At 70.9% G+C, this 12908-nt stretch carries 8 protein-coding genes and 2 pseudogenes; 4 read left to right on the forward strand and 6 right to left on the reverse strand.

Annotated elements, in window-relative coordinates; translation table 11 throughout:
• Positions 1–62 precede the first annotated feature (62 nt).
• Positions 63–1358: a hypothetical protein gene (locus tag ACWGJM_RS48325; RefSeq protein WP_453418161.1), complete on the reverse strand. Its 1296-nt coding sequence runs from the start codon at positions 1356–1358 to the stop codon at positions 63–65.
• A gap of 360 nt (positions 1359–1718) precedes the next feature.
• On the opposite strand from ACWGJM_RS48325, the pseudogene ACWGJM_RS48330 reads away from it, so the two are divergent.
• Together ACWGJM_RS48330 and ACWGJM_RS48335 are read left to right on the forward strand one after the other, a co-directional pair.
• Positions 1719–1811: pseudogene (locus ACWGJM_RS48330) on the forward strand (PIN domain nuclease); the annotation flags it as partial.
• 366 nt (positions 1812–2177) lie between these two features.
• Positions 2178–5294 carry an FG-GAP-like repeat-containing protein gene (locus tag ACWGJM_RS48335; RefSeq protein ID WP_453418162.1) on the forward strand — a complete coding sequence of 1039 codons (3117 nt, stop codon included), beginning with the start codon at positions 2178–2180 and terminating at the stop codon, positions 5292–5294.
• A gap of 445 nt (positions 5295–5739) precedes the next feature.
• On the opposite strand, the gene ACWGJM_RS48340 is transcribed toward ACWGJM_RS48335, so the two are convergent.
• Positions 5740–6132, reverse strand: a complete 393-nt coding sequence (locus tag ACWGJM_RS48340) for a DUF5994 family protein (protein WP_453418163.1) — start codon at positions 6130–6132, stop codon at positions 5740–5742.
• A 307-nt stretch (positions 6133–6439) separates the two neighbouring features.
• Between ACWGJM_RS48340 and ACWGJM_RS48345 the strand changes: the two genes are divergently transcribed.
• Together ACWGJM_RS48345 and ACWGJM_RS48350 are read left to right on the forward strand one after the other, a co-directional pair.
• Positions 6440–6808 carry an STAS domain-containing protein gene (locus tag ACWGJM_RS48345; RefSeq protein ID WP_453418164.1) on the forward strand — a complete coding sequence of 123 codons (369 nt, stop codon included), beginning with the start codon at positions 6440–6442 and terminating at the stop codon, positions 6806–6808.
• An 808-nt stretch (positions 6809–7616) separates the two neighbouring features.
• Complete coding sequence (locus ACWGJM_RS48350; protein ID WP_453418165.1) at positions 7617–8381, forward strand: GAF domain-containing protein; 765 nt, start codon at positions 7617–7619, stop codon at positions 8379–8381.
• Positions 8382–8392: 11 nt separating this feature from the next.
• Here ACWGJM_RS48350 and ACWGJM_RS48355 read toward each other — a convergent pair whose 3' ends face one another.
• The 4 genes and pseudogenes from ACWGJM_RS48355 to ACWGJM_RS48370 form a co-directional block, all read right to left on the reverse strand.
• Positions 8393–9451, reverse strand: a complete 1059-nt coding sequence (locus tag ACWGJM_RS48355; protein ID WP_453418166.1) for a fatty acid desaturase family protein — start codon at positions 9449–9451, stop codon at positions 8393–8395.
• 19 nt (positions 9452–9470) lie between these two features.
• Entirely contained in the window at positions 9471–10595 is a 1125-nt protein-coding gene (locus ACWGJM_RS48360) for a ferredoxin reductase (protein WP_453418167.1), read from the reverse strand.
• 556 nt (positions 10596–11151) lie between these two features.
• On the reverse strand, positions 11152–12480 hold the full coding sequence (dacB, locus tag ACWGJM_RS48365; RefSeq protein WP_453418168.1) for a D-alanyl-D-alanine carboxypeptidase/D-alanyl-D-alanine endopeptidase: 1329 nt from the start codon (positions 12478–12480) through the stop codon (positions 11152–11154).
• Between the two features lie 267 nt (positions 12481–12747).
• Positions 12748–12908 (reverse strand): annotated as a pseudogene (locus ACWGJM_RS48370) (calcium-binding protein); the annotation flags it as partial.

A 12908-nucleotide genomic window follows, 5' to 3' on the forward strand; every position in this document is an offset into this window, starting at 1 on the left:
CTCCTTCACGGAGCGATGAGTGGGAACCGCCGAACGGAGCACGGCGGGGCAGTTGGTGCCCGTCAGGGTCCGGTGACGGACTTGATCGTGTACGGGAAGCTCTCCTGCTGCCAGATCACTGTGAACCGGGAGGTCGGGCGGGTGTCGACCTGGGGTACCCGGCCGTCCGACGTGAGTGTCTTCGTGGTGCCGAAGGTGCCGGAACGGCTGATCAGGCGGGCGCTGGTCTTGGTATAGCTGTACGGGGGCGTCGACTTGGGGACGACCGTGTGGAAGACCAGCATGCCGTCGCCGTCGTCGTCGAGGGCCAGGTCGGGGCGGTCGCCGAGACCCAGGCTGGTGACGGCGCCCCGGGCACCGGCAGCGGACAGGCGGCGGCCGAGCAGCTCGAGTCTGCCGGTGCTGTCGTAGCGGGTCCACACGATCATCGAGTCGCCGTCGAGGTCGGTCGCGAGGGCGTGGTGGAAGCCCACGTTGTCCGTGGAGGCCGAGATGCGCAGGGGAGCCGCCAGGGTGCCGGAGCGGCTCCAGCGGGAGGCCCAGACCTGCGAGCGGGCACCGCCGCCGGAGTGGTAGGTGATGACCGCGTCGCCGTCCCGGTCCATGCCGACCCGCACCATGCCGAAACCGCCGTACGACGCGATCGGCGAGGTGAGCACCTTCGTCGAGGAGACGGACGTCGACGTGATCCGCCTGGCCACGACGTCCGAGGCGCGCGCCCAGGCGACGACGAACTGGCCGTTGCGGTCGACGCCGATGGCCGGCTTCTCCGTCGACCCCGAGCCGAGGGTGATGGGCGCGCCGAGCGTGCCGTCGAGCTTGAGGCGGCGGGCGACCGCGTACCAGCTTCCGTCGCGGATCTCCGTCCAGGCCGCCATCGCGGTGCCGCCCGGGGTCACGGCGACCACCGGGGTCGTCGCGGGTGCCGACGTGGAGAGCTTCTGCAGCGGTCCGACGAGGCTGCCGGAGGCCGAGAGCCGGCGGCCCACGACCTGGCTGTCCTGCTGCCAGACCACCGCCGAGTCGCCGGTGTCGTCGGAGGCGGCCTCCGGCCAGGACGGCGCGGCACCGTCGGGCGACAGGGTGCGGATCGCTGTCACCGTGCCGCTCGCGGTCTTCACTCTGGCCTGGATCCGGTAGTAGCAGCCCGGCGTCGACAGGTCGCAGGCATTCCAGGCAAGTAGGGCGTCGCCCTGCCGGTCGACCGACACCGTGGGGGAATCGTCAGGGGTCCAGCCGGAGGCCGACACGTTCCACGTCGACGTCCACGCCGCCTCGGCGTTCATGGCCATCGTCGCGGTGCCCGCGATCCCGGCCGCCGCGGCGATGGAAACGCCGGCAAGAACACGACGCTTCACCGAACGCCGGTGACGCGCTGCACGCGGACCCATGCTCATCCCCCAGTCCATTCCTCTGACTCGGGCACAGCCGTCACACAGCCTGCCCGCAATACCCAGCGCATCCGCAGGCTCAAACGTCACATGCGGTACGGACGGATGGGAGCGGTCTGGTGGTCTCCGGCAAAAAGGCGCTCGATACGGCCACGCAGAGCGGCGCGCTCGCGCACGCGACGGCACCTCGGTGTGAGGGGCTTGTGTTCGGGCGGGTCAGACGGCAAGCGGACTTGCCGCGCCCTGTGGCGGTGCCCACACCGGCGACCGTCCGTCCGCAGGCCAGAGGCAACGTGCGAGGCTGGAGGGCGAGCTGTCCCGGGGCGCCTCACTCTGCTGCACCGCGACCGGGACTTCGAGTGCGTCGCCGCCGTCACCGGCCAGGCGCTCCAGTGGTACGGCCCCGAAGCCGGCAAATGAACCAGGGCGAGCGCCGACCGTTCCGAGGAAGCCGCGACCGCCGGCCTCGCAGCGTGAGACGGGCCTCACCCAAACCCTGTGCACGCGCGAAGGCGTCCCCCGACTGACGTCCGACCGAGCCCAGTTCAACACCGTGCCCGTCCGAGCACGCGCCATGCCCACCGGTCTTCGTGCCCCGTGCCCACAGCGCGCCCGTAAGAGCGGACAACCACGGTCGACAGCGGTGCGACCCGACCCGAACGACGTACCGGGGTGGCCTGCCCATCCCCTCTCACCTGCGCGAGCATCCCCTGACCTTTGCCATCCCTTGGTAAGATCCGGCCACTTGTGCGAGGGCACGGACCCTCGTAGGGGAGGGAACATCACGTGGGCAGACACGCCCTGAGACGGGGCGGGTTGACCGCCGCCGTCTCCTCACTCGCGGTCGCCGTCGTGGCCGCGTCCGTCGTCGTCCTGTCGGAGGGCGGCGGCTCCGCGGAAGCGGCCGAGGCCGACACCACAGCGATCACACTGGTCGACCCCAGCTCCACCACACCACGCACCGACCGCCCGTACGTCGCGGGCGACACCGGCTTCCTGCACCGGCAGGCCGGCAGGACCGGACTGCTGTGGACCGACTACGCGACCGGCAGGACCGTCACCGTCGAGAACACCGACGGCGTCTACGCCCCGGGCACCGGCTGCACGTACATGGGCTCCGAGTGCCGTAACGCCTGGTACGGCTCGGACAGCGACCTGGTCGCTCTGCCCACCACGGCCAACGACGCGTACGCCACCCTGTGGGATCCGGCGACGGCCACCTCCAAGAAGGTGAGCTGGAACGGCTCCGTCCAGTACGGCCAGGGCTACTACCGGGCCCTCGCCGGCGACACGATCGTCACCACTAACTCCCTGATCGACAAGGTCGACGGGGAGTGGCGCACCCGCAAGGTCACCGGTGACGCGACGAGCGTGGGGAGCGAGGACGTCCTCGCGGCGGACTCCGCCGGTGTGCTCTGGTCGGTCGACACCGGCACGATCGGCTACACCGACGTCGCCTCGGCCGTGAACACCTACGCGTTCACCAGTGCCACCTACGCCTCGCACTATGTGATGAGCGAGGACCGCATCGGCTGGTACCAGGCCGGCACCGCCGAACTGCACCTGAAGTCCCGCACCGACCTCACGGCCGCCGAGCAGGTCGTCACGCTGCCCACCAATCCGGGAACGCTCGACGGCGACCCGGTCCTGGTCGGCGACTGGCTGCTGCTGCCGCTGTCCTCCAGCTCGCTCGGCTCCCAGTTGCTCGCGGTCGACGTCGACGATCCCTCGGTGCAGCAGACCCTGCTGGCGAGCGCCGGCGAGTACACGTTGGCGGCGGGCGACGGCAGCGCGCTGGTCACCGGCGGCACCGACGCCACCGACTGGTGGGTGCGGCGGGTGAGCCAGGCCGAGGACGGCACGCTGAAACTGGAGAAGGTCCAGCAGGCCCCGGCGGTGGAGAACGCCAAGACGGGCATCGCGCTCAGCCGCGGCAGCCTGCGGGTCGCCGAGGACGATCCGAAGGCCACCGCGGACACCACGTCCGTGCGCACCCTCACCACGGACGGTTCCGCCACGCTGACGGCGTCCGAGGCCACCGCGAGCGGCTCGGTCTACGCCGCCCTCTGCCCGTACGAGGGCACCACGTGCTCGGCGCTGTGGGGGAACCTCGACGCCCGGGACGTCTACCTCGACGCGAACGGCGGCACCGACGAGGGCGAGGGCCTCGGCGATGACCGGCTGGTGGAAATCGGCGGTCACGATCTGGACTTCGGCGGCCAGGGCGGCCGAATCGTCGACGTCTCCGACGACTACGCCGTCTTCAACTCCGGCGGCACCACCCCGGCGCAGTACGTCGGCGAGTTCGGCCAGGGCCAGAAACTGAAGCGGTCCGTCCGCGCCGCCGCCCTGAACGGCTCCACCCTGTGGAGCGCCACCACCGTCGGCAAGCTGACGTCGTACAGCATCCCGCAGGAGAAGACGCTCACCACGGTGACCGTCCCCGGCCTGGCCTGCGTGCCGAGCGAACTCCAGGCGGCGGGACGCTGGGTGTACTGGGCCTGCGGGACGGACTCGGCAGGCGTGTACGACACCAAGGCCGGTACGTCGACGGCGGTCACCCCCGGCGACGTGCTTCTCGGCGACGGCTTCACCGTCCGCCACGACCATGACGCGGGCACGCTGGTCCTCACCGAGGCGGCCGCCGGCACCACTCGCACGATCGCCTCCGACCTGGCCGACAAGGGCCTGACCGTGGACCGACGTTACCGCTGGACGGTCGACGAGTACACCGGCCTGGTCGCCTGGTTCGACGACTACGAGCGCACCCACGTCACCACCACGGGCATCGCCCCGTCCGCCGTGACGGCCTTCGAGACGTCGGTCGGCGACTACGTGGCCCCGGGGGTGTCCTTCCAGGGCACCTGGGTGGTGTCCCGCCCGGTCACCTCCTGGTCGCTCACCTTCACCTCGGTCCAGAGCGGCGCGAACGGCAAGGCCACCCGCACTCTCACCGGCGGCGCGACCCCGGACCGGGTGACGGCGACCTGGAACGGCAAGACGGCGAGCGGGAGTTATTTCCCCAACGGCCACTTCACCTGGACCCTGAAGGCAACCGGCCTCGGCACCGCCACGCCGAACACGGTGACCAGCGGCAAGGGCTACCTGCAGCGCGGAGCCGCGGTGCGCCGGGACTTCGTCAGCCCCGAGGGCCCGGACGGCCGCGGCGACCTGCTCACTCTGAACTCCTCGGGCGGGCTGACCTTCCACAGCGGCACGGGGACGGGCAAGTTCGGCGACAAGTACACGGGCACCGGCTGGCCCACGACCATCATGGCGATCCCCTTCGGCGACCTCAGCGGCGATCGCTGCAACGACGTCCTCGTCCGCTACAGCAGCGGCGCGCTGCGGCTGTACAAGCCGGGCTGCGGGGCGGCGGTCAAGCCGTCGACGTCGTACACGACCCTCGGGACCAGCGGCTGGACGCAGTACAACGCGCTCACCTCGCCCGGCGACGTGAGCGGTGACGGACGCCCGGACCTGATCGCGAGGAGCTCGTCCACCGGAGCGGTCTACCTCTACAAGGGGACGAGCGACGGCAAGCTCGCCTCCCGCGTCAAGCTCTACGACAACTGGAAGGGCTACAAGAAGATCGTCGGCACCGGTGACATCACCGGCGACGGCAAGGCCGACCTCCTGGCCCAGGACACGTCCAACAACCTCTACCGCTACAACGGCAAGGGCGACGGCACGTTCGCGGCCCGCGTCAAGGTGCTGTCGAACTGGGGCGGCTCGTACAACGCGGTCGTCGGGGTCGGCGACATCACGGACGATGGCAAGCCGGACCTGGTCTCCCGCGACACCAGTGGCAACGTGTGGCGCAACAGCGGGGACGGAAAGGGCTCCTTTGGTCCGCGGGCGCAGATCGCGAGTAGCTGGAGCGGCTACAAGGTCCTTTCGTAGGCGGTGAGTTTGGTCCTCCAAAGGCGCCCGGAGACTTGATTTCACCGGGCGCCTTTACACTTCCCGCGTTATGCCGGCGCACAGTTGATGCTCCTGGGGTGTCGGGGCTCATGGGCAGATGGGGCGCGGCCACGTTCGTCGACGTCAGTCTGGTCGGGGGGACGCTGCTGCCGATTGTCCCCGCGGCCTCCGTGCACGGAGCGGTCCCCGGCGACTTCAATGGCGACGGCTACCGCAACGCGGTCCTGCGCGCGCCCGGCGCGAACGTGTCCGGCGAGGAGGCCGCGGGCGCCGTCGTCGTCCTGTACGGCTCGGCTTCCGGCCTGTCGGCCACCGACCGCAAGACCATCACACAGAACACCTCCGGGATCCCGGGCACAAGTGAGGCGCATGACGTCACGGACTGCCGGGCTGCTGAATCCAGCCCAGTAGTCTCCGGTTGTCGTCAGCCGTATGACGCCACGGCCGCCATCAGGTACTCGGCGTCCGCCGCGGCCAGCTCCGGCGGCACGACCAGCAGGTCCCGTCGGCCGTGGTCCGGGGCGAGCAGGCACACGGTGTACCGTCGCCGCCAGACGGACTCCCTGCGCAGCCTTACGACGTGGTGGCCGACGAGTATCCGTCCCGGCGAATCCGCCCATTTCTGCGCGTTCACGGTGACGCCGACGATCTTCCCCCACTCTCGCGGCAAGGCGCCGATCAGCGGGGGGAGTTCGGCCAACAGGTCGCGGGAGCGGGGCCACCATGCCCCGTCGACGCGCAGCGACACCGCACCGCGCGGCGCCAGCCGCAGACGGGCCATGGGCAGGGAGGGCGGGGGCTCAAGGACGGCGGCCATCAAGGCACTCCTGACTGGGGGCACGGTCCTGTGGACGTGCCCGGGGTGTCCGCGGCGGACCGCGGGACGAGGGGGCGGCCCGGCGTACGACGTGCCCCCGGTTCCCCACCGTAACTCCGCCCGGCGGGAAAGGAGCCGTCGCCGACGGGCACCCGCGCACATCCCCGAAGCGGCGTCGCGGGCCCCCTCGACACCAGTACGCTGGCCGCACGGCAGCCCGTGACCCCGGCCCTCTCCGCGCAGTACCGCTCCGCGCAACAGAGGCTCTGCGCAAGGCGAAAGCCAGCCTCCTCAGAGGAGATGGGCTATGGGCCCGCATCCCGACCTGTTCGACGAGTGCCGAGTGGTCCGCGTCGGCGGCGAACTGGACCTGATCACCGCGCCGGGCTTCGCTCGGGCTCTGCAGGAGGGCCGTTCCGGCACCGGCCGGCTGTTCCTCATCGTCGACCTGAGCGCCGTGACCTTCCTGGACGGCAGCGTCCTGGACCCGCTGTGCGCAGCGTGGGAGGACTGCCGGAAGCGGCACGGGTGGATGCGCCTCGTGCACACCCTGCCGGGCGCGGTACTCCTGTTGCGGGCCGGCGGTCTCCTGGACCGGTTCCCCCGGTACGCCAGCGCCCGGGACGCCTGGCAGGGCATCCCGGCCGACCGCGCGGAGACGGCCCGCCCCGCATGATGTCCGCCTGGAGTCAGGGGGCCACCGTGCTGTGCGGAGCCCCGGCGGGCGGCAGAACGGGAAGCGGTGACCGGCGACGGCATGGCCGAGGTCCTGCGGTCGCTGCGCGCGGGCTCGGAGGCGGGCAGCGACCCGGCCCCGGCGAGCGCGCGGGCGTTGGGCGCCGAGGGCGTCGCGCTGTCGCTGCTCGTGGATGGCGGCCGGACGGCCGAGCCGGTCTGGTGCCACCCGGAGGTGAGCCCCCGGTTCGAGGAACTCCAGGTCACGGTGGGCGCGGGCCCGGGGCCGGACGCGATCCGTACCGGGGTGCCGGTCCTGGAGCCCGACCTCGACCGCGTACGCCCCGACCGGTGGCCCGTCCTGCTGGAGGCCGCGCGGGAGATGCGCATCCACGGGGTGTGCTGCTTCCCGCTCGGTATCGGACCCATCCGGATGGGCGTACTGACCGTGCTGTGCGGCGCGGACCGGACGATGAGCAGGCAGCAGTCGGCGGACGCCACGGCACCGGCCGCCGCGCTGACCGGCATGTACCTGAACGGGAACCGGCCCGGCGGCCGCGGCAAGGACAGCCACGGGTTCGGTTCCCTGCCGGCTCAGCCGACCGGGCTGAACCGCCCGGCCGTGCACCGGGCCACGGGACTGATCAGCGTCCAGCTCGGCTTGCCGCTGGAGGAGGCCCTCCTGTGTCTGCGGGCCTACGCGTACAGCGGTGAGCGTCCCCTCGGGGAAGTGGCGACCGACCTGGTCGCCCGCATGCTCCGTTTCGACGACGATACGAACGGGCCGTATTCGCCCGACGGTGGAAGGAATGATCGCCATGGCCCGGGAACGACGTCTGGCCGAGATCTTCGTGGAGGTCGCGGACTCCCTCGTCGAGGACTTCGACGTCATCGATCTGCTGCAACGGCTTTCGACGCGCTGCGTGGAGCTCCTGGACGTCTCGGCGGCCGGGATCCTGCTCGTGGACGCGCACGGCGAACTACAGATCCTCGCCGCCTCCGACGAGCGCGCACGCGTCCTCGAACTGTTCGCGCTCCAGCACGACCAGGGTCCCTGCGTGGAGTCCTACCGCACCGGAAAGGCCCGGGCGAACATCGACCTGAGCCGCCCGGAGACGACGCGGGACTGGCCCCGCTTCGCCGCACGGGCCCGGGATGCGGGGTACGCGGTCACACACGCGCTGCCACTGCGCCTGCGCAACCGGGTCGTCGGCGCGCTCAGTCTCTTCCAGGAGACACCTCGCCGCCTCGGCGACGACGACATCGCACTCGCCCAGGCACTGGCCGACGTGGCCACCATCGCGATCCTCCAACAGCGCACCCTGGAACAGTCACACGTCGAGAACCGCCAGCTGGAGACCGCCCTGACCAACCGCGTCATGGTGGAACAGGTCAAGGGCGTGCTGGCCGAGCGCTGGCACACCTCGGTGGACGACGCCTTCGCCGCGTTCCGCTCCTACGCGCGCGCCCACCAGCTGCGTCTGTCGGACCTCGCCGCCCGGATCGTCTCGGGCGGCTTTGACACCGTGGTCATCCCGGCGCCCGAGCAGCCCGGTGGCCGCGGAGCCGGCTGACCCGCGGCGGATCACGGCACCGCGTGCCGCACGACGCGGCCCCACATCGACATGTACTGCCGCCACAGCGGCCCGGTCACGTACGGGACGCCGTACTTCTCGCACAGGCGGCGCACCCGGGGGGCGATCTCGGCGTAGCGGTTGCTGGGCAGGTCAGGGAAGAGATGGTGCTCGATCTGGTGGCCGAGGTTGCCGGACAGCACGTGGAGCACGAAGCCGCCCCCGAAGTCCGCCGAGCCCTGGATCTGGCGCAGATACCACTGGCCGCGGCTCTCGCCGTCGATGTCGTCCTCGGTGAAGGTTCGTACGTCGGAAGGGAAGTGGCCGCAGAAGATGACCGTGTGCGCCCAGATGTTGCGCAGGCCGTTGGCGGTGAGGTTGCCGAGCAGGCAGGGCAGCGCGGAGGGGCCCGCGAGCAGCGGGAAGAGAACGTAGTCCTTGGCGGACTGGCGCACCGCCTTGCGGCCCAGGTTCGCGATCTCGCCCAGGAAGGACCGCACGCTCTTGCGCCCGGCGACGACCGAGTCCGCCTCCAGGTCGTACAGAGCGATGCCCCACTCGAAGACGGGTGCGAGCAGGGCGGCGTACAGCGGCTGGAGCAGGTGGACCGGGCGCCAGGGCTGCTCGGGGCTCATGCGCAGGATGGTGTAGCCGAGGTCGCGGTCTCGGCCCACGACGTTGGTGTACGTGTGGTGCAGGTGGTTGTGGGTGCGCTTCCAGGCGTCGGCGGGGCTGGCGAAGTCCCACTCCCAGGTCGTCGAGTGGATCGCCGGGTCGCCCATCCAGTCCCACTGGCCGTGCAGGACGTTGTGGCCCAGCTCCATGTTCTCCAGGATCTTGGCGACGGTGAGCATCGCCGTGCCCGCGCACCAGGCCGGCGGCAGCAGCGAGACGGCGAGCGCGAGACGCCCGCCCGCCTCCAGCCCGCGCTGGACGGCGATCACCGTGCGGATGTAGCGGGCGTCGTCGGCCCCTCGCGTCGCGATGACTTCGGACCGGAGCCGGTCGAGCTCCTCTCCCAGCTCCTCGGTACGGTCAACAGGCTTCAGGGGAAGGACAGCTGCCGTCACGGGAGCTCCTCGGGAGGTCCTAGACGTCGAGGACGAGCGAGCCTGTGGCTCCGTTGACACAGGTCTGGATCAACTCGCCGGGTTCACCGTGCACTTGGCCGGTACGCAGATCGCGGACCCGCCCGTCGACGAGCGGGACGAGGCAGCCGAAGCAGATCCCGCGGCGGCACCCGTACGGCATCGGCACGCCCGCCGACTCGCCGGTCTCCAACAGGGGAACGGACGCGGGCGACTCGGCCGCCACGCCACTGCGCCCGAACCGCACCCGGCCACCGGACTCGCCGGCGGCGGGTGCGGGCGGCACCGCCGGGCGGAAACTCTCCACGTGCAACCGCTCCTGCGCCCCGTTCCTCCGCGCCATGTGCTCGCGCACGATGTCGAGCAGGCCCGCCGGACCGCAGGCCCAGGTCTCGCGGTCCCGCCGGTCCGGGCAGAGTGCGCCGATGTCCCGGACGGTGAGCCGGCCGGCGGTGCGCGTGTACCGCAGATGCAGGCGCAGCCACGGCACCCGGGCTGCCAGACCGGCGAGTTCGGCGTGGAACAGACACGCGTCCGGGCCGGGCGCACTGTGCAGAAGTACGACATCCGGGCCCGGCCCCGAGCGGCCGGCGAGCGTGCGCAGCATCCCCATCACCGGGGTGATGCCGCTGCCGGCCGTCACGAACAACATCCGGGCGGGCGGCGGGTCCGGCAGCACGAACTCCCCCTGTGCGGGCCTCAGTCGCAGGACGGTGCCGGGCGGAGCGTGGTGCACCAGGTACGGCGACACCTTCCCGCGCGGGTCCGCCTTGACCGTGATCGTCACATCGCCGCCCGGCGCGTCCGGAGCCGACGTGAGCGAGTACGTACGCCAGTGCCATACGCCGTCCAGCTCCACACCGACCGGGACGTACTGTCCGGACCGGTAGCCTGCCCACCCTCGCCCCGGCCGGATCACCAGTGTGGATGCGTCCGCCGTCTCGGGCCGCACGGCGGTCACCACGCCCGCCGGATGCCGCGCGGACAGCAGGGGATCGACGAGACCGAGGTAGTCGTCCGGCGAAAGCGGAGTGGTCAGCCAGCCCAGACCGGCGAGGACCCGGCCGGGAAGAGCCGGGGGCCTCAGCGAAAGAGGAAACCAGAACGGAAGCGCGAAGGCAGGCATGCACAGGCCCTTCCGAGGGACGCCGGGACGGGATCACGACAGAGAACCACGCCGGGGTTCCGGTCCCGGGGCACAGGGAAGCGATCCCGCCAGCGGTCCCTCCGCTCCCACCTGGCAGGACGCACGCGGCCGGAACGGGCATCGGCGCCGGTGCGGGCCGTGGACTGGAAAGACGGCGAGGACGGGTGCGGGAGCGGAATCAGCCCCGAACGACCGGATCGAACCGGGCACTCCACGCACACGCACGGTGGAAATGCCGCAGTCCAGACAGCCGCATCCGGTTACCGAACACCCGGCGCGGCGCCCGAGAGTCAGCGGGCCTCATGAATGAGGTGTCCAGAATGTCCACTGCGATGTCGATGTCGGCGCCGCTGTGGCCGGCCATGGTCTGTGGGCGGGAGCGCGCCGCGCCGGAGGACAGCGCGGGCTGCTACCGTCCCGCGCCAAGGGCCCGCTTCACCGGCAGGGCTTGCACTCGCCAAGACCCCCCGAAATAAACATCCGCCCCAGCCGAGCCGGCCCCTGGCGGAACGCGTCGTACGCTTCGGCGGCTGCCCTACGCCCAGCAGCCGTTGACCGTGGCGGCTAGGCCGTCCAGGGCGTCCTTGATGGCGCCGGGAGCGGCTGTGGAGCCGTTCTCGATGTAGGAGAAGACCTTCCAGCGGCCGTCCTTGGCCTTCGTCAGTCCGCTGAGCCCGAGGGCGCCGGTAAGGGTGCCTGTCTTGGCCTTGACCTTGCCGACGGCGCACTGTGAGTGCGCGGTGTCGAAGCGGCCCCATTCGGGCCCGAGAGTGCTGCCCGCCTCACCCGCCACGGGCAGTCCGTCCACGACGTACTTCAGGGTGTTGCTGTGGCGCGGGTCGGCGGCGACGTCGAGGATGTCGGCGAGGGTCCGCGCCGGGATGCGGTTGGCGCGCGAGAGGCCGCTGCCGTCGTGGATCACGAAGTGGTCCAGGGACACGCCGTAGCGGGTGAGCACCGTACGTACGGCCGCCGTGCCGCCCTCGAAGGTGGCCGGGCGGCCGGAGGCGAGCGCGGTCATCCTCAGCAGCGTCTCGGCGACGTCGTTGTCACTCACCTTGAGCATGTGCTTCACGATGACGGACATCTGGTCGGACTGATGCCGGGCCACGGGAACGTTTCCGGTGCCGGCGGCGCCGCGGGTGACCTGCCCGGTGACGCTGACGCCCTGCTGGGTGAGGAACTGCGCGAAGGATTGTCCGGCGTCCAGGGCGGTGTCCGTGACCTTGCGGCCGTCCACCACCAAGGCCCGCACCGGGGCAATGGTGTCCGGGTAGTAGCCGGTGTTCCAGCCCGTGGCGAGCGTGGGCTTGGGGAAGAGGCTGTCGTCGACCCGGACCTTCACCGAGGTGAGACCCGCGTTGCGCAGCCCCGCGGCCGCCGTCTTGGCGAGCGCGGCGAGGTCGCCGGTGGTCAGCGTGCGGTCCCCTCCCCCGACCAGGGTGAGGGTCCCGCCACCGTAGACGACCTTCGTCGTGAACCGGTGGTCGGGGCCGAGGACCGTCAATGCGGCGGCGGCTGTGGCGAGTTTGGTGTTGGAGGCGGGCATCAGAGCGGTGGTCGCATTGTGACCCCAGACGGTTTTGCCGGACTCGGCGTCGATGACGACACCGCTGAACGTGTTGCCCAGCCGAGTGTCCTGAGCGCGTCCGTTGAGGTTCCTTGCGATCTTCTGCTCGGCGGAATCGAGTGCGGCGGCCTTGGCCACGGGCTTGTCCGCGGCGAACGCCGACGGGCCGGCCAGGATCGACCCGGCGACGGGGGCGGTCAGTGCGACAAGGGTCGCTCGGCGGAGCGACGGACTGGGAGTTCTGGTCTTGCGGTGCCGTCCACTCGCGTGGGCCACGGAGAGGGATCTGAGCATGCGAGAACCTCGGTGCGCTGCGGGGACGGGATGTGTGCTGTGGATCTTGGAAGCGAAATTAACGACGAGGTTTTAGCTTGTGGTGGCTGTTCGGTAAAGAAATCACCAGGTGGCCTCGGCCTCGATGCGTTCCAGCGCCATCCGCGCCCCTGGTGCACAGCGGAAAACAGGGCCACAGCTGAGAGTGCCCTCGCTCCCCTGCCGGGGAGGGAGGGCACTTTTATGTGGTCGCCGTGCGAGCGGGAACTGTCGAGAGCGGCGTTCGGGTTATTGCACGTCCACGAAGTCGCCGGTTGCCGTTACGGCCGGGGTGGTGGAGGTACCTGCGGAGTTCCAGCGCCAGTAACCGTCTTCGGAGGCGGGGGCCGTGGTCGTCAGGGTGCCGGTGCTGGAGGTGTACACGGTCTTGATGGTGGTGTAGGTCGTAG

Source organism: Streptomyces sp. NPDC054834 (genome assembly GCF_053611185.1).

Excerpts from the sequence above, each read along its gene's own strand:
- ACWGJM_RS48340 (WP_453418163.1), bottom strand. The coding sequence starts at position 6,132 with ATGGCCGCCGTCCTTGAGCCCCCGCCCTCCCTGCCCATGGCCCGTCTG.
- ACWGJM_RS48345 (WP_453418164.1), top strand. The coding sequence starts at position 6,440 with ATGGGCCCGCATCCCGACCTGTTCGACGAGTGCCGAGTGGTCCGCGTC.
- ACWGJM_RS48350 (WP_453418165.1), top strand. The coding sequence starts at position 7,617 with ATGATCGCCATGGCCCGGGAACGACGTCTGGCCGAGATCTTCGTGGAG.
- ACWGJM_RS48360 (WP_453418167.1), bottom strand. The coding sequence starts at position 10,595 with ATGCCTGCCTTCGCGCTTCCGTTCTGGTTTCCTCTTTCGCTGAGGCCC.
- dacB (WP_453418168.1), bottom strand. The coding sequence starts at position 12,480 with ATGCTCAGATCCCTCTCCGTGGCCCACGCGAGTGGACGGCACCGCAAG.